The following is a 23122-nucleotide window of genomic DNA, read 5'->3' as shown; positions in this document are numbered from 1 at the left end:
TAACTGCGAAATAAAATTAACTATATTCCTGCTCCTCGAACGCAGTCGAGAGGTTTTAATAGTTCTCGACTGCGCTCGAACAGACAATTATTTTATTTATGGATAAAGAAAACATCATAAAAGAATTAAATTTTAAAGCCATTCGAAGTTCTGGTGCTGGTGGGCAACATGTAAATAAAACGTCTTCTAAAATTGAATTGATTTTCGATTTAGAAAATTCTGAATCGCTTTCTGAGAACGAAAAAGAGCTTTTAAAAACGAAACTTTCGTCGAAATTAACGAAAGAAAGTTCGCTAATTTTGTTTTGTGAAGAAACACGTTCGCAACATAAAAACAAAGAAATTGCCATTAAACGTTTTTTAGAATTGATAAAAACGAACTTAATTCGTCCTAAAAAAAGAAAAAAAACAAAACCAAGTAAAGCTTCTATTAAAAAAGGAATCGAAAAAAATAAGAGAACTTCTCTTAAAAAAGCCCTTCGAAAAAAACCAAAAATCGATTAAAACGAAAAGCTTGCAAGTACACTTAGCCCCGATTGAAGCATTTGTTTGAGCTCTTTTTTCTTTTTCAGAAAAAAAGCGAGTGCGAAAAGCGGGAAATAGCTCCAAAAAAAAATCACATTTTAGTTTCACATTAAATTATTCCAACTTAATTTTGCGACGTTCTCATAAAGGGGTGCTAATTTTAGTTGGCAGTTTTTTAGTTGGCAGTAGGCAGTTAAACTGCAAACTGCATACTGATGACTGAATACTGGAAAAGGCTGAGATCATACCCAATGAACCTGGGCAAATAATGTTGCCAAGGGAATTCGAACTACTAAATTATTTAGTTGTCAGTTCGAGCGCAGTCGAGGACTTAAAACCTCTCGACTGCGCTCGAAGAGACATTTTAAAACTAAATAATTTATAAGTTTTTTAACTAATTATTCAATATTAATCGCAAGAATAATTACCTCTTTTTATTCGTTTTAAATTTTTTAAAATGAAAAAAATATCCTTTTTTTTATTCTTGTTTGCAAGTATACTTGCAAACGCCCAATCGTTTACATTTTCAGGAAAAATTGTTAACGAAAACAAACAACCGTTATTTGGCGCAACCATTTTAGTGAAAGAGACTAAAAAAGGAACTGCAACAGATTTCGACGGAAATTTTAGTCTTAAACTCCCAAAAGGTGTTTATACTTTACAGGCTTCTTTTATTGGTTACAAAACCATTTCCGAGAAAATTACCCTCTCGAAAAACGAGGAATATGTAATTCAGTTGAATCCAGATGCAACACAATTAGGAGAAATTTTGGTTTCTGCAGTTCGTGTAAATGCAACTGTTCCTGTAACTTTTTCGAACTTGTCTAAAAAAGAAATTGCAAAACGTAATTTGGGGCAAGACATTCCTATTTTAATAAATTATTTGCCAAACGTGGTTTCATCGAGTGATGCTGGTGCAGGTGTTGGTTACACGCAAATGAATGTTCGTGGTTCTAATGGCGAGCGAATTAATGTAACTGTTAACGGAATTCCTTATAACGATGCAGAAAGTCATGGTAGTTTTTGGGTAAATTTAGGCGATTTTGCTTCTTCTACTCAGAATTTGCAATTGCAACGTGGAGTTGGAACCTCTACAAACGGTTCTGGTGCTTTTGGTGCGAGTTTAAATATTTTAACGGATGCAGTTTCAGAAGAAGCTTTTGGAGAAATTTCGAACTCTTTTGGTTCTTTTGGCACCAGAAAACACACCGTAAAATTTAGTACTGGAAAACTAAATAATAATGTGGAAATCGCTGGGCGATTGTCTAATATTTATTCCGATGGTTATGTAGATAGAGCGTTTTCTGATTTAAAATCGTACTTTTTACAAGGAAGTTATTCTGATGAAAATACGTTGATAAAAGCCATTACTTTTGGTGGGAAAGAACAAACGTATCAATCTTGGTTTGGTTTAACAAAAAAACAATTAGAAGAAAACAGAAGACAAAACCCTTATACCTATGAAAATGAAACAGATAATTATACCCAAAACCATTATCAATTGCATTGGAATGAAAAAATTAACGACAATTGGTCTACAAATTTAGGGTTAAATTATACCAAAGGTGCTGGGTATTTCGAGCAGTTTAAAAAAGACGAAGATGTAACTGATTTTGGCGGAATTGTAGAAGCTACAAATGGAAATGGCGAAACCGATTTAATTGTAAGACGTTGGTTAGACAACAATTTTCAGGTAATAAATTTCAGCACAAATTATAAAGCAGAAGGATTAAATTTTGTTTCTGGAGTATCGTATTCTAAATATAATGGAGATCATTTTGGAGAAGTTATTTGGGCAAAACAATTTGGTACAAATGCCAATATTAGAGATCGTTATTATTTTTCGGATGCCCAGAAAACAGATTTTTCTGCTTTTGCAAAAGCGACTTTTGATATAAGTAAAAAATTAGGCGCTTATGTAGATCTACAAGGTCGTTTTATAAATTACCAAACGAAAGGAATTACTTCGGATATTGTGCCTATTGATGTGGATGCCGATTTTAATTTCTTTAATCCGAAGTTTGGTTTTACTTACGAAATTAACAACGACAACAATTTATACGCCTCTTTTGCAGTGGCAAATAGAGAGCCAAATAGAAACGATTTCGAAAACGGAGTTAGTACTCCAGAAACTTTACACGATTACGAATTGGGTTGGCGTTTAAAAAAGGAAACTATAAAATTAAATACCAATATTTATTATATGAATTATAAAAATCAGTTGGTTTTAACTGGAGCTTTGGATGATGTTGGTGCTCCAGTAAGAGCAACTTCTGGAAATAGTTACAGATTAGGTGTAGAGATTGATGCAGATATTACGCTTTCAAATCAATTTTCTATAAAACCGAATGTAGCATTTAGTAAAAACAAGAATCAAGATTTTTTTATTGAAGAAAATGGAATTCCTAAAAGTTTAGGTAATACTAATTTATCTTATTCACCAAGTATTGTTTTCGGTAACATATTTACGTACAAGCCCTTAAACAATATAGAGGTTTCTTTATTTTCTAAATATGTTGGCGAACAATTTTTAAATAATGTAGATGATAAAAACTCTAAATTAGATAGTTATTTTATTAGTGATTTTAATTTGGTTTATCAAATAAAACCAAATAAAGTTTTTAAATCTATTATTTTTACTGGATTGGTAAACAACATTTTTAATAAAGAATATGTTTCTAATGCAAATGATTATGGTGGTGGATATATTTATTATTACCCACAAGCCACAAGAAATTTCTTAGTTGGTGTTACTTTAAAATTCTAAGAATTACATAAAAGAGGTTATCTGAAAAATAACAAATTATTTTAAGTAAAGTCGAAAAATCTATATATTAAAAAAATAAGATTTCTCCATTACAGTCGAAATAACATTTCAATCTTTTTCAGACAACCTCTTTTACTTTTTATAATATTCGCTCGGTCTTTTTCCGTATTTATTTTTGAATATTTTACTAAAATGGCTCACATCTACGAAGCCAGTTTTCGCAGCAATTTGGGTAATATTTAAGTTACTTTCCTTTAAAAGTCTTTCTGCCAATTTTAATTTCGATTTTATAATGTAATCTTTTATCGAAATTCCTGTCTGTTTTTTTACATAAATACTAATGTAGTTTGCAGACATATTAAAGGTATTTGCCAACGCTTTAATCTTTACTTTATCCGCATCAAAAAGATGCAATCTTATATACCCCAAAATGTTTTCAATTTTTTCTTTTTCTGATAAGATTGGGTTCGATAAATAATTTACATTAGAAATTAAATTTCGAGAAACAATTAATAACAAGGCTCCAAAAAGCTCTAAGATTATATTTCTACTTCGTAAATTAGGGTTTTCTAATTCTGTTTTAATCATTTTATACAAATACAACAACTGCTTTTTATCTGCTTTATAAGCTTTTATACTTTTATCAGGAATCGAAGAATTAAAAATAATTTCTTCCACTTGTGCTTTTAATTCTTTATTAGTATTAAAACTTTTATTTTCTATAAATAGCTGTTCTGTAAATTTTAAAACTCCAAATTTAGAGGGTTTTTCTACCAAAAATTCGTGCTCGTCTTTAGGTGTTAAAAAGAAAACATCTCCTTTTTTGTAAGAAACAGCACTATCATTAAACACATGTTTTCCCCTTCCTTTTAAGATAAAAGTAAGTTCAAAAAAATTGTGTTTGTGCTTTGGATATCCCCAAACTTCTTCGGCATCAAACTCAACAATATCAATAGATTTTAAAATGGTAAACCTTTTAATCATACTTTAATGGTTTTATACAAATATACAATGTATTTGTACAATATTAATACTACACTTCTGCTCTAATTTTGCAGTGTAATTATAAAAGAAATAAATTTTAAAAAAAATGAAAATTTTATACAAAACATTTGCTGCAATTATATTAATAATAACTTTTACAGCTTGCGATGCTAAAAAAGAAGAAGCACCAGAAAAAAAAGAAATAAGTACCAAAATAAAAAACGGAAAAAGCTATTGGCCAAATGGTGCACAATTGGTTATTTCTGTTTCTATGCAATTCGAAACTGGTGGACAACCAGAAGGTGCAGAAAGCCCTTTTTCTGGAAATCCTTTACCAAAAGGAAACCCAGATATGCCAGCAGAAAGTTGGTTTCGTTATGGTGCAAAAGAAGGAATTTATAGAATGTTAGACCTTTGGAAAAAACACAATATTCATGTTACTTCTCACGTAGTTGGTGAGGCAGCTATAAAGTATCCTGAAGTTGCAAAAGCCATTGCAGATGGTGGTCATGAAATTGCTGCACATGGAATTGCTTGGAAAGATCAATGGAATTTAAGTTACAAAGACGAGCTAGATTTCATTAAAAAAGGAATCGACACAGTAGAAGCAATTACGGGCCAAAGAGGTCGTGGTTACAATGCAAACTGGTTAAGAAGAGGTGTAAACACATTAAAAGTTTTACAGGAACTGGGTTTCTTATATCATATAGATGATTTGAGTAGAGACGAGCCTTTTGTAACTAAAGTTAGGGGGAAAAACTTTGTAGTGATGCCATATACTTTAAGAAATAACGACATTGTAAATATCGAAGGAAAACATTGGAGTCCAGACCAACATTTGGCACAATTAAAAATGGAATTCGATCAATTGTATAAAGAAGGTGCCACAAAAAGACGCATGATGTCTATAAGTATGCACGATAGAATTGGTGGAACGCCAGCAGTTGTAAATGCAGTAGACCAATTTATACAATATGCAAAAGAACACAAAGGAGTTGTGTTTATGCGTAAAGATGAAATTGCAAATATGGTAAAAGACGACCCAAATACGCCTGAAGATAATTCTGAAATTGAATTTAATAAATAAGTAAGATGAAAATTGATCACATTACTATTCGTACAGGAAATTTAGCCAAAACGAAAGCTTTCTTTGAAACTGTTTTCGATTTGGTTGAAAAACCAAGACCTAAAGTTGTGCAACGAATTCCTGGACATTGGCTTTTTAATGGCAAACATCCATTTGTACATTTAATAGGTGGCTATGGACACAGAACAGATTTTACCACCAACAATATCGACCATGTTGGGTTTCAAATGAAAGGTTATCAAAAATTTAAACAAAAATTACAAGAATTAAAAATTAGATATTCTTTAATGGATATTGAAGAATTACAAGAAAGAAGAATTTTTTTTAGAACTCCAGATGGGGTTTTATTAGAAACCGTTTTTAACGAAAAAATTAAATAATAATACAAATGAAAACACAATTATACATCTTATTGCTTATCATTTCTCAATTTGTAAGCGCACAAAATAAATTGCCTTTTCAATTAGAAAAAGATTGGGAACTTACAGGATTCGAAAATCCAGAAAGTGTTGTTTTAGATACAAAAAATAACGTTTTATATGTTTCGAACATAAATGGCACTCCAACAGAAAAAGATGGAAATGGCTATATTTCTAAAGTAAGTTTCAGTGGAAAAATTTTACAACAAAAATGGATTACTGGTTTAAATGCACCTAAGGGTTTAGTTATTTCTAAAGGAAAATTATACGCTACAGATATTGATGAAATTGTAGAAATAACAATAAAAAATGGTAAAATTCAAAAATTTAAAGCAAAAGACGCCACTTTTTTAAATGACATTACAGTTGATAAAAAAGGAAATGTATATGCAAGTAATACGTTTGGTTTTAGTGGAATTTACAAATTACCCCAAAAAGGAAATAAAGTAGTAGAGCTTTGGTTAAAAGACGAAAACTTAAATATGCCAAATGGTTTGTATGTTTCTAAAAACAAACTATTTGTTGCAAATTGGGGTAAAAATATAAATCCAGAAACTTACGAAACCACTACAAATGGAAGCTTGTTAAGTGTAAATTTAAAATCTAAAAAAATAAAATCGGTTACAAAACCTATTGGAAATTTAGATGGTTTAAGTGAAACTTTACATGGTTTTTTACTAACAGATTGGTTGGCTGGCAAATTACTTTATTATTCAAAAAAATTAAATACAACCACTAAAGTTATCAATCTTACAAAGGGAAGTGCAGATACTTTTTTCCACAAAAAAACAAAATCTCTTTTTATTCCTTTAATGTTAGATAATAAGTTATTAAAATATCACTTTAAAAAATAAAATTATGAAAACAACTCCACAACAAACAGGTTTTGCCTTGCTAAGAATTGCAATGGGTGTAAGTTTTTTAGGACATGGTTTGGTACGTTTTTCTAAATTAGGCGGATTTAAAGATTGGGTAGTAAGCACGTTTCAAGAGAGTATATTACCAACATTTGTAGTTTCCACTTGGGGTAGCGTTTTACCCTTTTTAGAATTCGCAATCGGTCTTTTATTAATTTTTGGTTTGTTTACTTACAGAGCAAGTATTGCTGGAGCCATTGTAATTATTATTTTAATAACAGGTTCTTGTTTAATAGAAAAATGGGACTGGGCAGGAATGCAAATGATTTATGCTTTGTTCTTCTATTATATTATTACTAATATCGATAAAAATAAAATATCTATAGACACCTTAATTCACAAAAAATAATGACCACAAAAGAAATTAATAAAAAAGGAAACTGGGATTCTTTTTGGACAGAAGACTTAAAAGAAGCACTAAAAACAGCCGAAAAAAATGAAATTGTTGGCGAACATTTGTTATTAGAAACCGAAACTTTTAAAGTTTGGAACATTCAACTCTTAGCAGGAAAATCTTTACCTTTTCACAAACATTCTAAACCATATTTTTATACAGCAATTACTTCTGGAAAATCGAGATCTTTTTATAATGATGGCAAAATAGTAGATACAGAATACAAAAAAAACGACATTACTTACTTTAACAATTTAAGCGAAAGTAATTATTTTATACACAATTTAAAAAACATAGGTAACAATACTTTAATTTTTACCACAGTAGAATTTAAACAAAACCAATGAAAAATAAGTATATAAATACAATATACCATTCGATTTTAGTAGGATTAATTGCAGCAATTGTAATTTTAATTTCTGGATGGCTTTCCATAAAAGCATGGGTTGTATTTTTTGCTTGGGCGAATTATTTTCTACACAACTGCAATATGAAAAAATCGTTTAAAATGTTAGTCGCATTTTTTGTTGGTATTTTTATTGCACTAATAGGAAACTACGTTATTACTTATGTAAACACATTAACAACACAACCAAGTTTAGAACTATATATTACAGCATTTGTAGTTTTTTGGATTGCCACCATTCTTATTTTTTTAGAAATTATAGAAAGCTGGAAAGAATTTATAGCCGCAACATTTTTAGGAACTGTTTTGTATTTTGCATCAGAAGCAACAATTACAACCATTTTTCCAAAACTATTTATTCCGTTATTAATTGGAATTTTTGCAGGTTACATTACCATAATTAGTAGAGAAAAATTAAATAAAATATTAAATTAAAACAATATGAAAAATACACTTTTTACAACTTATAATATGAACGGAATTTCTTTAGAAAACCGTTTTTTAATGGCTCCAATGACACGTTCAAGAGCATCGCAACCTGGAGATGTGCCCAACCAATTAATGGCAACATATTATGGGCAAAGAGCTTCTGCAGGAATTATAATTACAGAAGCAACACAAGTCTCTTTGCAAGGAATGGGGTATGCAAAAACACCAGGAATTTATACACAAGAACAAATTGAAGGATGGAAATTAATAACAGACGAGGTACATAAGAAAGGAAGTAAAATCTTTTTACAATTATGGCATGTTGGTCGTGTTTCGAGTTCTAAAGTTAATGGTTTGCAACCCATTGCACCATCAGCAAAAACAGCAAAAGAAACCAGTGTTTATATTTTTGATGGCGCTCCAAATGGCGATGCAACTTTCGTTCCTGTAGAAGAACCAAGGGAAATGACGCAAGAAGACATCAATGGAGTGATTGAAGAATTTAGAATTGGTGCAAAAAATGCCATTGAAGCTGGGTTTGATGGTGTAGAAATTCACGGAGCAAATGGATATTTAATCGACCAATTTTTACGAAGTAATTCCAACGAAAGAACAGACGAATATGGAGGAAGCAAAGAAAACAGAGTTCGTATTTTAACAGAAATTACAGAAGCTGTTGCCAAAGAAGTTGGCATAGAAAAAACGGGAGTTCGTTTGTCTCCATTCATCAGTTTTAAAGATATGAACGACCCAGAAATTTTAGAAACCATACAAATTGCTTCCAAAGAATTAGAACGAATTGGAGTTACCTACATTCATTTATGTGAAGCAGATTGGGATGATGCTCCTGAAATTCCGAATGATTTTAGAGTAAAGTTAAGAGCCAATTTTAGCAAAACAATTATTGCTACTGGAAACAAAACTCCAAAACAGGCAAACGATTTATTAGGCAAAAACTTAGTAGATTTAGTTGGTTTTGGAAGAAAATTTTTAACAAATCCAGATTATCCAAAACGTGTTGAATTAAACGCGCCAATGAATGAAATTAGCGATGGCCATACCTTATTTGGTGGTGGAACTGCAAGAGGCTATACAGATTATTCTTTTTTAAATTCATAAATTATGAATGCTGTAGAAAATAAATTAAAAGCATTGGGTTTTAAGTTACCAACACCAAAACCAGGTGTTGGGGCTTACAAATCTTGGACTATTTTTTCTAATAATATTGTTTGTACTTCGGGTCAAATTCCTTGGAACGGAAACGATGTTGCTTATACTGGAAGGTTAGGTGATGAAACAACCATTGAGTACGGATTTTTATCTGCACAACTTTGTGCTTTGCATGCAATTGCACAGCTAAAAGAGGCTGTAAATGGCGATTTAACCAAAATAAAACAAATTATTAGAGTAGAAGGTAATATTTATACAGCACCAAAATTTAGCAAACATGCAGAAGTTTTAGATGGCGCAAGCAACCTTTTTAATGCTGTTTTTGGAGAAAAAGGTATACACACCAGAACTGCACAAGGAATAAATTCTTCTCCATTAAATGCAACTACATTAATTTATGTTTTTGCAGAAATTGAAAAAGATTTTTAAAGTGAAACATAAAACGTTACAAATAGGTCAAATTGATTTAAGTTTTCATAAAGTAGCTGCTGTAGTTATACTTAATTATTTCGATTCTATTGGGCAAACTTACCAATTACATACTGCACCACATGAGCAATTATTTAAAAAATATAGAGAAAGAGAAATAGATTTGGTTTTAGGTGCTTGGCTACCATCTTCTCACGGAAAATATATTAAAGATGTTGAAACAGAAACCATACAGTTTTCTACATTATACAGCCCATTTTGTATTTGGGGAGTTCCAGATTATGTTCCAGAAAATCAAGTAAATTCTGTTGCAGATATTTTAAAACCAGCAAATGCCGAAAAATTTCATAAAAACATTCAAGGAATTAATGAAGGTGCAGGAATTTCTAGATTTTCGAGAAATATTATAAAAAATTATGGTTTAGATGCCTTAGGTTTTGAGTTTAAAAATGGAAATATAGAAGATTGTACTAGCGCATTTATAGAGGCTTACAAGAAAAAAGAATGGATAATTATTCCTCTTTGGGAACCACAATTTCTTTTTCACTCTTATGCCATAAGAGCTTTAAAAGAACCTAAAGGTTTGTTAGGTAGTGTTGATAATTCCACTATTATTATGCACAAAAACTCAGTTAAAAAATTAAAACCTAAAGCATTAAACTTTATTAAAAAAATAAAATTAGGCAACCAATTGGTTACAAGTTTAGATTACGAATATAAAGTTTTAGGAAAAGACCTAAATGCAATTGCAATGGAAAATTTAAAATTATGGAACTAAGTACACCTGCCATATTATTTGGTTCTATAAGTTTGTTACTTTTAACTTACAACAACCGTTTTACGATTGTTGTAAAGTTTATAAGAGAACTTTATGAGCACAAAAAAAACTTTGATGAAAATCAAAAAAATTACCAAATATCTATTTTAAGGAAGAGAATTCGAATAATACAAAGAATGCAAATATGTGGAGTTATTGGTTTTATTCTTTGTACAGGTTCTTTATTTGCTCTATTTTTTGATAATCAACTTGTTGGAAAATTATTTTTTACGGGCAGTATTTTATGTTTATTAATTTCTTTATTACTTGTTTTATGGGAAATTTCTTTATCTACAAAAGCATTAGATATTATGTTAAACGATACTACAAATTCTAAAAAATAACCGATGTTCTTTAAATAAGATCAATTAATAATTTTACAAAATCGTCTTTTTTTAAAAGCTAAAAACTTTTCAAAAGGAAAACTTAAATTCTAAAGAATTTAACCTTTTTTGGCGAATTTTCATTAAAAATAAAAGAAAAAAGAGATGTTTTTAACGAAAATCGTTCTTTTTTTGTATATTGTGGTTTTATGAAGAATGGAAAAAATTATCATATTTTCACTATTGATTTTTACAGTTCTAAAAAATCAATTTCTTCAAATTATTTCTTCCATTTTCTAATTTATATAGAAGCATCGCTTTTTTAGCAAGTATTATTTAAGAGAATTATTGCTCTTTTGAAATTATCATTTTTAATTAATTCGAAAAAAAAATCAAAAATTATATATGAGACAACTTAAAATTGTAAAGCAAGTAACCAATCGTGACGCAAAATCTTTGGAAAAATATTTTCAAGAAATTAGTAAAATCGGGTTAATTACTGCAGATGAAGAAGTAGAATTGGCTTTGAAAATAAAAAAAGGAGATTCTAGAGCTTTGGATGCACTTGTGAGTGCAAATTTAAGGTTTGTTGTTTCTGTTGCCAAACAATATCAAGGACAAGGTTTAAAATTGTCTGACTTAATAAATGAAGGAAATTTAGGTTTGGTAAAAGCGGCAAAACGCTTTGATGAAACCAGAGGTTTTAAATTTATTTCTTATGCAGTTTGGTGGATTCGTCAATCGATAATGTCTGCACTTGCAGAACAATCTCGAATTGTACGTTTACCTTTAAACAAAATTGGAAGCATTAGTAAAATAAAGAAGGTTTATGCAAGATTAGAGCAAAACGAACAACGTTTTCCAACAAATAAAGAAATTGCAAAACAGTTAGATATGACTGAAAGTGAAGTTGAGCAATCTCTAAAAAATTCTGGAAGACACGTTTCTATGGACGCTCCATTTAAAGAAGGCGAAGATTCTAATCTATACAACGTTTTACAGCATGATGAATCTCCAAGACCAGATAAGAATTTAATGAACCAATCTTTATCGATAGAAATTGATAGAGCTTTAGATACTTTATCTTTAAAAGAAGCAAGAGTTATTAAAATGTTTTACGGAATTGGAAACGAAACTGCTTCGAGTTTATCGGAAATTGGAGAAAAATTCGATTTATCTAGAGAACGCGTTCGTCAAGTAAAACAACGCGCTTTAAATCGTTTAAAATCGAAATCTAAAGGACATATGCTAAAAACCTATTTAGGATAGATATAAAAAATACGCAGTAAAAAAACATTTAAGAATAGTATTCTTAAATGCTTTTTTGTTTGATTACTATCTTAAAAATTACTGCCTTACATGACCTTCTCCAAAAACGTAATATTTATTGGTAACCAATTCTTTTAAACCTAAAGGGCCTCTGTGATGCAGTTTATCTGTACTTATTGCCAATTCTGCACCAACACCCATTTGCCCTCCATCTGTAAATCTTGTGGAAGCGTTTAAATAAACTGCTGCACAATCTACTTCTTCCATAAATTGTTTTGCGGTTTTATTATCATTGGTCATAATTGAAGCAGAATGCCCACCAGAATATTTATTTATTTTAGCAATTGCTTCTGCTAAATTTTGTACGGTTCCAATACAACATTTTAATTCTAAAAATTCTTGATACCAAATAGCATCTTCTATAATTGAAGTTGCTTCTGGTAATACTTCTTTGGTACTTTTATCCACCAAAACTTTAACATTATTTTCTTCTAAAACGCTATATAATTCCTTCAATTTGTTTTCGAATTCTGGAATATTTTTATCAATTAAAATTTTATCAAGTGCATTACATGCCGAAATTTTATCTGTTTTGGCGTTTAAAATAACTTCTAAGGTACTTTTCCAATTTGCATTTTTATCAATATATAAAAAATTATTTCCTCTACCACTTACTAAAACTGCACATTTAGCATGTTCTTTTACAAATTGGATTAATTTTTCTCCTCCTCTTGGAACAATTAAATCTAAAGGTTCTGTTGGGGTCTTTAAGAATTCTTGGGTTTCTTGTCGATTCATATTTAATAATTGAATATGTTTTGAATCTAAATTGTTATCTAACAATGCTTTATGCCACAATTGTACAATAGCAGCATTACTTTCTATAGCTTCTTTACCACCTTTTAATAAAATTTTGTTGTTTGCTTTAAATGCTAAAACAGTTGCTTCTACAGTTACATCTGGTCTAGATTCATAAATAATCATAATGGTGCCAAATGGAGCTGTTTTGTTGGTTACTTTTAATCCGTTTTTAAGATTTTTATCGCTAATAACTTTATTTACAGGGTCTTCTTGCTCCATTACTTCTTGGAGAGCTTGTACCATTCCTTCGATTTTTTTATGATTAATAATTAATCGATCGTACATTGCTTGATCTTCTTTTTTAAAGGCCTCTAAATCTTTTTTATTGGCTTGTAATAATTCGTCTTTATGCTCTTTTATAAGAGAAATCATACTATTTATTACGTTATTTTTTATTTCTGATGTTAGTAATTCCATTTTTGTAATTTTTATAAAGAAACTTTTGTTCCTGTAAATTTGCCATCTACAATATCTATAATGGTATTCTCTTTTTTTCCGTTTGCGATAAATGTAGGAATGTTTTTAGCTGCTGTTTTTTGTGCATAATTTAATTTAGATCCCATTCCTCCTCTTCCTTCTCCTTCGATTTTATTATTATCTTGAATGTAATTGTCTAAATCTTGGTTTGGAGCTACATTAGAAATTAAATCGCTGTCATCTGCATCTGGGTTTCCTGTGTAAAGTCCATCTATATCTGTTAGAATAATTAATTTATCTGCATCCATTAATTCGGCTATTAAACTTGCCAGCTCATCATTATCTGAAAACATAGACATGGTTACAGAAACTGCATCGTCTTCATTAGCAATAGGAATAACACCTTCAGAAAGTAAACCTTCGCAACAATTAATCATGTTTTGTCTGTGAACTCCTGGACTAAAATCTCTTTTTGTTGGCAAAACTTGGGCACATTTTAAGCCATAATCGTGAAATATATTGTAATATAAACGCATTATTCTTGGTTGCCCAATAGACGAATAAACTTGCCTACGTTGTGTAGTGTTTTCTATTTTCGATTTTCCCAAAACTTCTTTTCCTGCAATTACAGAACCAGAAGAAACTAAAATTGTTAAAATATCTCGTTCGTATAATGCTGCTATTTGTTTTACTAAATTTCGTAAAACGGGTCTTACAATTCTATTGTCTTTGTTAGTCATTACATTGGTTCCTACCTTAATAACTATTCTTTCTTTTTTCATTTTTAATATTCTTTTCCTAATTCTACAGCTCTAGAAAAGGCTGCAAAAGCGGCATCTTTTATTAATTCGTTTACGTTATTATCTTCCATAGAATCTAAAGCAGCACGTGTTGTTCCTCCTTTTGAAGCTACTTTTTCCATCCATGAATTTGGTGATAAATTAGATTGATTAAATAATTCGATTGCACCTGTAAAAGTTTGACTTACTAAAACTGAAGAATCTTTTTTGGAAAAGCCCATTTGTAATGCGGCTTCCATCATACTTTGCATAAAGTAAAACACGTAAGCTGGGCCACTTCCAGATATTCCTGTAGAAGCATCTATTAATTTTTCTGTAGAAACTTTAATTGATTTTCCTGTAGTATCTAACAAACTTTCTACTGTAAGCATTTCTATATTAGAAATTTCTGGTGAGATTACATAAGAGGTTAAACCTTTACCAATTTGTGCTGGTAAATTGGGCATTGCTCTTACAATTCTTGTTAAACCAGTATATTCTTTCATAGAATCGATAGTAACACCAGCCATTATCGACACCAAAATTTGTTGCACATTTACCAATGGTTTTATCGCTTTTAACAAACCTTCTGCATGATATGGTTTAACTGCTAAAAAGATAATATCTGCCTTTGGTACGCAGTCTTTTAGTTCTTTAAAAGCATCGAAATGCGAAATGCTATTTAGTTCTTCTAATTTCTCTTCAGAACTGTCGAGAACCATAATGTTTTTCTTTTTAAGGAGCTTAGATTTAGACATTCCTTGGGCATATGTTAACCCCATATTTCCTGCACCAATTACTAGTACTTTCATTTTTTTATTTTTTGTAAAAGTTTATATAAATAATGTATAACCTTCGTAATTTTTTATTTCTTCGTAATATGTTTCTTTATGCTTACGAATTGTTTTTATTGGTAAACTCAAGAAATATTTTTTGACCCAAGTAACTTTTGTAATTAAATTACCCATAATTACGTGCTGTTTTTTTTCATATTTTGTTTTTCTTTTGATAGATATTATTTTCATTATTTGTTATTTTTGGTTTTTAAAAAAACAGATTATCGAACCAGTCTCATTTCTATATTTCTGGGTTCAAAGCCCTCTTTTTTAAATATTTTTATATTGGGGTTGTTTTTATGTATGTGAATAGCAATATCTCCTTTACAGTATTGTTTTGTATATTGTATAAGTTTTTCTGCTACATTTTTGTCTCTAAATTCATCTTTTACAGCTAAATAAACCAATATATTTTCGGACAAATATTCGTTCATTCCTGTTCTGTTTAAAATTACAACACCTACAATTTCCTGTTCATGTTCCATAACAAAAACATAACCTCCCAAACCTGGTATTTCTTTTGCAGCATATAAAATAGATTTTCTTATCGCACTTTTAGTGTCTCTGAACTCTCCAGAAAAATTGTACACAAAATTGGTAATAGAATTTGTACCACTAAAAGTTAGCTTAGAAAAAGCATCGAATGTTTTTATGGTCATAAAAAATAATAATTTAGTTCCATTTAACAATTGTTAAATGGAATATGTGTGTGTGAGAATGACTACCAAAATTTTTTGATAATTATTTATTGAGTTATTAAAAAAAGTAAATTGTATGTGAAGATGGTTATATTTTAGAGTCCAGGAGGAATAAATTTGTTTGACTGATTTCTAAAAACCAAAAAATTGAAGTTAAATATTCTATTGTTTCTCTTTTCATGTATTCCTATTCCCATAACTACAAAGGTAAAAAAACTGAATACCAATGGCAAATATTAAGCTATAGTATTAAAAAATTATTGTTTGTTTAATCTATTCTATCAACTGCACAACCACCACATTTTAAATTTTCTATTTGAATGTTTGTTGTTTTAAATTTTAATTTTCTTTTTTCCATTGGTTATATCCGCCAGAAACATTTATTAGATCAAAACCTTTTTCTTGCAATATTTTGTATGCTTTACTACTTCTATTTCCGCTTCTACAAATTAAATAAACTGGTTTCGATTTGTCTGATTGTTTTGTCGCTTTCTCTGTAAAATTATCATCAAAATAATTGGAAAAAATGGCAGTTTTAATAGTACTTTCTTTTATCTCTTTTGGAGATCTAACATCCATTAATTGAATATTTTTTTCTTCAAAAGTATCCTTAATTCTTTAGTAGAAATTGTTTTAATTTGTTCTTGAGAACCGCAACTTGTAAAAAATGTTCCAACTAAAAATAGAAAACAAACTTCTTCATATTCTTTATTTTAAAGTAGAAGGACAAACTGTTGTAGTTCTTTCGATATTCGTTTTCTTAATGGCTGCATAGCCTCCAGCAACATCAATTACATTGTGGAATCCTCTTGCTTTTAAAATAGAAGCTGCAATTACAGATCGATATCCTCCTGCACAATGCACATAGAAATTTCCTTTTTTTGGAAATTCAGAAATATGAGAATTTAAGAAATCTAAAGGTGTACTATTTGCTATTTTTATGTGTTCATTTTCGAATTCTCCTGGTTTTCTTACATCAAAAACTGGGAAATTTTCTTCAATTTTTTCTTCTAAAGTTTTTGCTGAAATAGATTCTAAAGTGTCTATCTCTTTACCCGCTTTTTTCCAAGTACTAAAACTTCCTTCTAAATAGCCAACTACATTGTCGAAACCAACTCTCGATAATCTGGTAATTACCTCTTCTTCTCTACCAGTTTCGCAAACCAATAGAATAGGTTGTTTAATGTCTTTTATTAAAGCACCAACCCAAGGAGCAAAACCCCCATCGACTCCAATAAAAATAGATTGTGGAATAAATCCTTTTATAAATTGGGTTTGATGTCTTACATCTAAAACAACTGCATTTGTTTCGTTTGCAGCGATTTCAAACTCTTTTACGGATAAAGGTTTTGCGCTTTTCTCAATTACATCGTCTATGTTTTTATAACCTTCTTTGTTTAATTTTACGTTTAAAGGAAAATAAGCTGGAGGTGGTAATAAACCATCTGTAACTTCTTTTATAAATTCCTCTTTTGTCATATCTGCTCTTAGTGCATAATTGGTTTTTTTTTGCTCGCCAATTGTACCTACAGTTTCTTTGCTTAAGTTTTTACCACAAGCAGAACCTGCTCCATGAGCTGGATAAACAATTACATCGTTTGCCAAAGGCATTACTTTATTTCGTAAACTATCAAATAAATAACCTGCTAAATCTTCTTGTGTAATGGCTCCTTTTTGCGCTAAATCTGGTCTTCCAACATCTCCTAAAAACAAGGTATCTCCACTAAAAATTGCATAGTCTTTTCCATCTTTATCTTTTAACAAATAACAAGAACTTTCCATAGTATGGCCAGGCGTATGCAATAAAGTTATGGTAATTTCTCCTACTTTAAAAACCTGATTGTCTTCTGCGATAATCGCGTCGAAATTTGTTTTTGCTGAAGGACCAAAAACGATTTTTGCATCTGTTTTTTCTGCTAAAGTTACATGTCCGCTTACAAAATCTGCATGAAAATGCGTTTCAAAAATATATTTAATTTTCGCATTATTCTTAGTTGCCTTGTTTATATAATCTTGTACTTCTCTTAATGGATCTATAATTGCAACTTCTCCATTACTTTCTATATAATAAGCTCCTTGTGCTAAACAACCTGTGTAAATTTGTTCTATAATCATGTCTTCTATATCTTCTTACAAATCGCCTAAATAACAAAAGAAAAGCTATTTTTCCAATGATATTTATCAGCTATTTTGTTTTTATTCGTATGCTTGATGTATGTATTTTGCATACTTTTCTTGATGTTTTCTATCTCCTGTTTTGTAGAATTTTACTGCTTGATTCGCTCTCATAAAAAAATGGTTGATATTTATTATATCTAATATTCCACTTCTAAATAAATCGTCTCTTACTGGGCCTTTTACTCCTGCAAAATAGAAAGTAACTCCTTTTTTCTTGTAAAATCGTACGCGTTCTTTTAGCATTTCTACTCCTGTACTATCTACTCTATTGATACTTTCTGCGTCTAAAACTATCAATTTTAATGTTGTTCCTTTTTTTGATGCCATTTCATCTAAATTATCTCTAAAATAATTAGAATTGGCATAAAATAATTGCGCATCGAATCTAAAAACCAATACGTCTTCTTCTATAATAACTTCTTCGAATCTATTTTTATTTCTATAAAAATTAGAATTTGGTACTTTTCCTAATTCAATAACATAAGGTCTAGATGTTCTAAATATTAAAATTATTAAAGACAGGCCCACACCAACTATAATTCCGTATTTAATACCAAATACTAATGTTGCTATGAAGGTTGCTAACATTAACCAGAAATCTAAAATATTTGCTTTCCATAAAAATGTAGCTTCTTTAAAGTTTATTAAACCAAAAACTGCCACAATAATAATTGCTGCCAAAACTGTTTTTGGTAAATGATAAAACAACGGGGTTAAAAATAACAATGTAAAAACTACCATAACTACAGAAATTAAAGCAGCCATTCCTGTTCTTGCACCACTTTCTTGGTTAATCGCAGAACGTGAAAAACTTGAGGTTGTTGGATAGGCTTTAAACAAAGATCCTACCATATTACTTAAACCTAGAGCAATTAATTCTTGATTTGGTCTTACTCGATATTCGTCTTGTTTTGCTTCTAAAGATTTTCCGATTGAAATAGTTTCTAAATAACCAACCATTACCAACGTTAATGCAATTGGTAATAATTCTCTTATTTGATCTAAGTCGAAAGTAGGGATACTAAAACTTGGCAATCCAGAAGGAATATCTTTTACAATAGCTACATTATTCATGGAATCTCCAAAGAATTTCATCACTAAAATTCCGAAAACGACAACAATTAAGGCATTGGGAATTTTTTTATTTATCTTTCTAAAAAAGATAATTACTGCTACAGAAATCAATCCAATAATGGTTGTATGAGAATTATAGGCTGAAAATTGCAACCAAATATCTTCTAAAATGATGTGTACTTGATCGCTTTGCACAAAATCTACTCCTAATAAATTTCGAAATTGATTGAGTCCAATTATCAATGCAATTGCAGATGTAAATCCTGTAATTACTGGTTTAGATAGAAAATTAACAATAAAACCTAAACTAAAAATTCCCATTATAAATTGAATGCTTCCTACTAATAATGCCAATAAAATAGCTATAGAAATATAACTTTCGGAACCTGCTAATGCCAAAGTAGAAACTCCTGTTGCAACGATTAAAGAATCCATAGCTACTGGCCCAATAGCCACTTGTCTTGACGAACCAAAAATAGCATACATTACCTGTGGAACTAAAGCACAATACAAACCATAAATTGGTGGTAACCCAGCAATTAATGCGTACGCAATTCCTTGTGGAATTAGAATAATACCCACAGTAATACCAGCCACTAAATCTCCCTTAAAAAGCGATTTATTGTAGTTTGGCAACCATTCTAAAATTGGTATTATTTTTTTTATATTCATATCTTAGAACACAGAAAATAGAAGTAAGAGCAAAGGCTTTCACACAAATTCTATAATCTCTATTTTTATACATACTAAATTATATTCTAACAGAAAATCAACTTGTTTTCTATTCTCTTTTTTCTCAAATTAAAACAATTCCCCTTGATTTCTTCCTTTTGTTCTACCTAAATGTTTATATGCTAACTCTGTAACTTCTCTTCCTCTTGGAGTTCGCATGATAAAACCTTGCTGGATTAAGAAAGGTTCATACACTTCTTCAATTGTTTCTGTATTTTCACTCACTGCAGTTGCAATTGTACTTAATCCAACTGGTCCTCCCTTAAATTTATCAATAATGGTTATTAGAATTTTATTATCCATTTCATCCAAACCATGAGCGTCTACATTTAATGCTTTTAAGGCATATTTTGCAATTTCTATGGTAATACTTCCAGTTCCTTTTATTTGTGCAAAATCACGTACTCTTCTTAATAACGCGTTTGCAATTCTTGGTGTTCCTCTACTTCTTCCAGCGATTTCAATTGCGCCTTCCATAGAAATAGGAACTCCTAAAATATGTGCACTTCTTTGAATAATTGTGGTTAAAAGTTCTGTTGAATAATAATGTAATCTGCTATTTATTCCAAAACGAGCTCTCATTGGAGCTGTTAATAAACCAGATCTTGTAGTGGCTCCAATTAAGGTAAAGGGTTCTAAATTTATTTGAACTGTTCTGGCATTTGGGCCAGATTCTATCATAATATCAATTTTATAATCTTCCATTGCAGAATATAAATATTCTTCTACAATAGGACTTAATCGATGAATTTCATCAATAAAAAGAACATCACGTTCATCTAAATTAGTTAGTAAACCTGCTAAGTCTCCTGGTTTGTCTAAAACGGGCCCAGAAGTTACTTTTATACCAACTTCTAATTCGTTGGCTAAAATATGTGCTAAGGTCGTTTTTCCTAAACCTGGAGGTCCATGAAACAACGTGTGGTCTAAGGCTTCTTTTCTTTGATTGGCTGCTTCCACGAAAATTTTTAAGTTATCAATTGCTTGTTCTTGTCCTGAAAAATCGTTAAACGAAAGCGGACGTAATTTTTTTTCTACGTCTAATTCTTCATTTGTATAATTATCGTTTTCGGGATTTAAGTTTTCGTTCATAAAAACAAAGATAATAGAATTTAAGATGATAAAATAATGTTCTATAAAGCAAAAAACCTTTCTGAATAAACAGAAAGGTTAATAAAAATAAAATTATCATTTATTTTATAGAATCTTCTCCAGTCGTTGTTCTTCTACAATCTCCATCTGGAGCTTTTGGAGGTGTTCCTTCAGGTCTACATTTAGTACAATAATTTCCATTAGGAATACAACCACCACCTGAAGCACAAGCAGTACTTGTACAGACAGTAGAACCAGTTCTATAGATATTATCACTTCCTTTTTCTAATGCAATAGTTGATACTTGATTATTTTTACTAAAAAAACGTAGATAGTTTTTATCTTCAACTTTTATAATTTCAAACCTTTCTGGATCCAATTGGAGTTCCATAGTTTTATTAAAAGCTTTAAAAGTCTCTAATATTTTATGGTCAGAAACATTTAAAATTAATTTTCCTTCGTCTTCAAAAGCAATTTTACTATTAGTAAGTTTATTTATTTCAAATTTCGCTAAGCTATCATTGCCTTTGTTATCTTCTGTTTGACAAGCAACAAGAATAAAAGAAAACAATAATAAATAAATAGTTTTTTTCATAGTAATTTTATTTAAAGGTTGTTACAGTCAAATTTTAAAAAAAAAAAAGGAATTGACAAAATCTAATAAGCAAAAAACCTTTCCGAGGGGAAAGGTTTTTATATAATATTTTATTATTTACGATGGCTCTTCTCCATCTAATAAAGGTGTTGTTTGTAACACAAAATCTTTACCATGTAAATAATCGCTATCATCGTCATTTGGGTCTACACGTTTACTATAATCGTACGCCCATCTATGAACTTCTGGTAATTTACCAGGCCAGTTTCCATGAATGTGTTCTATTGGAGTTGTCCATTCTAATGTATTAGCATTCCAAGGGTTTTGCGTTGCTTTTTGTCCTCTATAAATAGAGATAAAAAAGTTTGCTATAAATATAATTTGTGCTAAACCTCCAACCAATGCAAAAATTGTAATTACTACATTAATATCCGCTAAATCGTCGAACATTGGAAAATTTGTGTTCGTGTAATATCTTCTTGGTAAACCTGCTAAACCAATAAAGTGCATTGGCCAAAATACTCCATAAGCACAAATTATTGTAATCCAAAAATGCCAATAACCCATTGTTTTATTCATCATTCTACCATACATTTTTGGGAACCAGTGATATACACCAGCAAACATCCCAAAAATTGCTGAAACTCCCATTACCAAGTGAAAATGTGCTACAACAAAATATGTATCGTGAATCGTAATATCTAAAGCAGAATCTCCTAGAACCAATCCTGTTAAACCTCCTGTTACAAAAGTTGAAACTAATCCAACAGAAAATAACATTGCTGGGTTTAATTGTAAATTTCCTTTCCATATAGTTGTAACCCAGTTAAAGGCTTTTACTGCGGATGGAATTGCAATTAGTAAAGTTGTAAATGTAAATACGGATCCTAAAAATGGATTCATTCCTGAAACAAACATATGGTGACCCCAAACAATTGTTGATAAAAATGCAATTGCCATAATAGAACCAATCATTGCACGATAACCAAAAATAGGTTTTCGAGAGTTAATTGATAGGATTTCTGAAACAATTCCCATTGCTGGTAAAATTACAATGTAAACTTCTGGGTGTCCTAAAAACCAAAACAAGTGTTCGAATAATACAGGAGAACCACCTTGATAATGTAATACTTCTCCCGATATAAATATATCCGATAAGTAAAAAGAGGTTCCAAAACTTCTATCGAAAATTAATAATAATGCTGCAGATAATAATACAGGGAAAGAAACTACACCAATAATTGCAGTAATAAAGAAAGCCCAAATGGTTAAAGGCAATCTTGTCATTTTCATTCCTTTTGTACGTAAATTAAATACAGTAACAATATAGTTTAAAGATCCTATTAAAGATGATGCTATAAATATTGCCATTGAAACCAACCACAGTGTCATACCTGTTCCAGAACCCGGAATTGCTTGTGGTAGTGCACTTAAAGGAGGGTAAATTGTCCATCCTGCAGAAGCTGGTCCTGCTTCTATAAATAAAGAAATAACCATTACAATACTAGATATAAAAAATAACCAGTAAGAAACCATATTTAAAAAACCAGAAGCCATATCTCTAGCTCCTATTTGCAACGGAATTAATAAGTTAGAAAATGTACCACTTAAACCTGCTGTTAATACAAAAAATACCATTATTGTACCATGGATTGTTACCAATGCCAAGTACATATCTGGATTCATAATACCATCTGTTTGATGTGGTCCTAAAAATGCTTCAACTATAGAAAACGATTTCTCTGGCCAAGCAATTTGAATACGGAATAACATAGACATTAATACCCCAATAATTCCCATAAACATACCAGTTACCAAGAACTGCTTAGAAATCATTTTATGGTCTTGAGTAAAAATATATTTTGTTACAAATGTTTCTTTATGATGATGATCTGACATAATCTTATTATTTGTAGTGTCTTTTT

The 23122-nt window shown here is 30.3% G+C and carries 24 protein-coding genes and 1 pseudogene; 13 read left to right on the top strand and 12 right to left on the bottom strand.

Features of this window, described 5'->3' with window-relative positions:
• Positions 1 to 98: 98 nt before the first annotated feature.
• Positions 99 to 503, top strand: a complete 405-nt coding sequence (gene arfB / locus J3359_RS12820) for an alternative ribosome rescue aminoacyl-tRNA hydrolase ArfB (protein ID WP_208077251.1) — start codon at positions 99 to 101, stop codon at positions 501 to 503.
• A 478-nt stretch (positions 504 to 981) separates the two neighbouring features.
• Positions 982 to 3291, top strand: coding sequence for a TonB-dependent receptor (locus J3359_RS12815; protein ID WP_208077250.1), 2310 nt, complete (start codon positions 982 to 984; stop codon positions 3289 to 3291).
• A 132-nt stretch (positions 3292 to 3423) separates the two neighbouring features.
• Here J3359_RS12815 and J3359_RS12810 read toward each other — a convergent pair whose 3' ends face one another.
• Complete coding sequence (locus tag J3359_RS12810; protein ID WP_208077249.1) at positions 3424 to 4275, bottom strand: AraC family transcriptional regulator; 852 nt, start codon at positions 4273 to 4275, stop codon at positions 3424 to 3426.
• A 106-nt stretch (positions 4276 to 4381) separates the two neighbouring features.
• Between J3359_RS12810 and J3359_RS12805 the strand changes: the two genes are divergently transcribed.
• The 11 genes from J3359_RS12805 (at position 4382) to J3359_RS12755 (ending at position 11935) form a co-directional block, all read left to right on the top strand.
• Positions 4382 to 5362, top strand: coding sequence for a polysaccharide deacetylase family protein (locus J3359_RS12805; RefSeq protein WP_208077248.1), 981 nt, complete (start codon positions 4382 to 4384; stop codon positions 5360 to 5362).
• Positions 5363 to 5367: 5 nt separating this feature from the next.
• Positions 5368 to 5742 (top strand): VOC family protein, encoded by a 375-nt coding sequence (locus J3359_RS12800; RefSeq protein WP_208077247.1) that lies wholly within the window; start codon positions 5368 to 5370, stop codon positions 5740 to 5742.
• An 8-nt stretch (positions 5743 to 5750) separates the two neighbouring features.
• Entirely contained in the window at positions 5751 to 6635 is an 885-nt protein-coding gene (locus J3359_RS12795) for an NHL repeat-containing protein (protein WP_208077246.1), read from the top strand.
• 4 nt (positions 6636 to 6639) lie between these two features.
• The gene (locus J3359_RS12790; protein ID WP_208077245.1) at positions 6640 to 7047 is read left to right on the top strand and encodes a DoxX family protein; all 408 of its coding nucleotides are present in this window, start codon (positions 6640 to 6642) and stop codon (positions 7045 to 7047) included.
• Entirely contained in the window at positions 7047 to 7439 is a 393-nt protein-coding gene (locus J3359_RS12785) for a hypothetical protein (protein WP_208077244.1), read from the top strand. The genes J3359_RS12790 and J3359_RS12785 overlap by 1 nt, the downstream gene beginning before the upstream one ends.
• Complete coding sequence (locus J3359_RS12780) at positions 7436 to 7933, top strand: DUF1097 domain-containing protein (protein ID WP_208077243.1); 498 nt, start codon at positions 7436 to 7438, stop codon at positions 7931 to 7933. The genes J3359_RS12785 and J3359_RS12780 overlap by 4 nt, the downstream gene beginning before the upstream one ends.
• Before the next feature lie 6 nt (positions 7934 to 7939).
• Complete coding sequence (locus J3359_RS12775) at positions 7940 to 9046, top strand: alkene reductase (RefSeq protein WP_208077242.1); 1107 nt, start codon at positions 7940 to 7942, stop codon at positions 9044 to 9046.
• 3 nt (positions 9047 to 9049) lie between these two features.
• Entirely contained in the window at positions 9050 to 9526 is a 477-nt protein-coding gene (locus J3359_RS12770) for a RidA family protein (RefSeq protein WP_208077241.1), read from the top strand.
• A 1-nt stretch (position 9527) separates the two neighbouring features.
• Complete coding sequence (locus J3359_RS12765; RefSeq protein ID WP_208077240.1) at positions 9528 to 10304, top strand: glycine betaine ABC transporter substrate-binding protein; 777 nt, start codon at positions 9528 to 9530, stop codon at positions 10302 to 10304.
• The gene (locus tag J3359_RS12760; RefSeq protein ID WP_208077239.1) at positions 10295 to 10687 is read left to right on the top strand and encodes a DUF2721 domain-containing protein; all 393 of its coding nucleotides are present in this window, start codon (positions 10295 to 10297) and stop codon (positions 10685 to 10687) included. The genes J3359_RS12765 and J3359_RS12760 overlap by 10 nt, the downstream gene beginning before the upstream one ends.
• 384 nt (positions 10688 to 11071) lie before the next feature.
• Positions 11072 to 11935, top strand: coding sequence for a sigma-70 family RNA polymerase sigma factor (locus J3359_RS12755; RefSeq protein WP_208077238.1), 864 nt, complete (start codon positions 11072 to 11074; stop codon positions 11933 to 11935).
• A 78-nt stretch (positions 11936 to 12013) separates the two neighbouring features.
• Here the strand turns inward: J3359_RS12755 and J3359_RS12750 are convergent, their stop codons facing one another.
• The 11 genes and pseudogenes from J3359_RS12750 to J3359_RS12700 all read right to left on the bottom strand — a co-directional run bounded on the left by J3359_RS12750 (position 12014) and on the right by J3359_RS12700 (position 23096).
• A complete protein-coding gene (locus J3359_RS12750; RefSeq protein ID WP_208077237.1) occupies positions 12014 to 13213 on the bottom strand; it encodes a glutamate-5-semialdehyde dehydrogenase in 1200 nt (399 codons plus the stop codon).
• Between the two features lie 11 nt (positions 13214 to 13224).
• Positions 13225 to 13995, bottom strand: a complete 771-nt coding sequence (gene proB, locus J3359_RS12745) for a glutamate 5-kinase (RefSeq protein WP_208077236.1) — start codon at positions 13993 to 13995, stop codon at positions 13225 to 13227.
• Positions 13996 to 13997: 2 nt separating this feature from the next.
• Positions 13998 to 14807: pseudogene (gene proC / locus J3359_RS12740) on the bottom strand (pyrroline-5-carboxylate reductase); the annotation flags it as partial.
• Positions 14808 to 14825: 18 nt separating this feature from the next.
• Positions 14826 to 15017 (bottom strand): hypothetical protein, encoded by a 192-nt coding sequence (locus tag J3359_RS12735; protein ID WP_208077234.1) that lies wholly within the window; start codon positions 15015 to 15017, stop codon positions 14826 to 14828.
• A 32-nt stretch (positions 15018 to 15049) separates the two neighbouring features.
• Positions 15050 to 15487 (bottom strand): GNAT family N-acetyltransferase, encoded by a 438-nt coding sequence (locus J3359_RS12730; RefSeq protein WP_208077233.1) that lies wholly within the window; start codon positions 15485 to 15487, stop codon positions 15050 to 15052.
• Between the two features lie 378 nt (positions 15488 to 15865).
• Complete coding sequence (locus tag J3359_RS12725; protein WP_208077232.1) at positions 15866 to 16105, bottom strand: rhodanese-like domain-containing protein; 240 nt, start codon at positions 16103 to 16105, stop codon at positions 15866 to 15868.
• Positions 16106 to 16234: 129 nt separating this feature from the next.
• A complete protein-coding gene (locus J3359_RS12720; RefSeq protein ID WP_208077231.1) occupies positions 16235 to 17641 on the bottom strand; it encodes an MBL fold metallo-hydrolase in 1407 nt (468 codons plus the stop codon).
• An 81-nt stretch (positions 17642 to 17722) separates the two neighbouring features.
• The gene (locus J3359_RS12715) at positions 17723 to 19450 is read right to left on the bottom strand and encodes a SulP family inorganic anion transporter (RefSeq protein WP_208077230.1); all 1728 of its coding nucleotides are present in this window, start codon (positions 19448 to 19450) and stop codon (positions 17723 to 17725) included.
• 129 nt (positions 19451 to 19579) lie between these two features.
• Complete coding sequence (gene ruvB, locus J3359_RS12710; RefSeq protein ID WP_208077229.1) at positions 19580 to 20602, bottom strand: Holliday junction branch migration DNA helicase RuvB; 1023 nt, start codon at positions 20600 to 20602, stop codon at positions 19580 to 19582.
• A 100-nt stretch (positions 20603 to 20702) separates the two neighbouring features.
• Positions 20703 to 21197 (bottom strand): hypothetical protein, encoded by a 495-nt coding sequence (locus tag J3359_RS12705; protein ID WP_208077228.1) that lies wholly within the window; start codon positions 21195 to 21197, stop codon positions 20703 to 20705.
• Positions 21198 to 21314: 117 nt separating this feature from the next.
• Positions 21315 to 23096: a cytochrome c oxidase subunit I gene (locus J3359_RS12700; protein WP_208077227.1), complete on the bottom strand. Its 1782-nt coding sequence runs from the start codon at positions 23094 to 23096 to the stop codon at positions 21315 to 21317.
• Positions 23097 to 23122: the final 26 nt, after the last annotated feature.

The organism is Polaribacter cellanae (genome assembly GCF_017569185.1).
In the GTDB taxonomy this organism is placed as follows: Bacteria; Bacteroidota; Bacteroidia; order Flavobacteriales; family Flavobacteriaceae; genus Polaribacter; species Polaribacter cellanae.
Note: the sequence above shows the minus strand (reverse complement) of the source record. Positions and strands in the feature narration are given on the sequence as shown.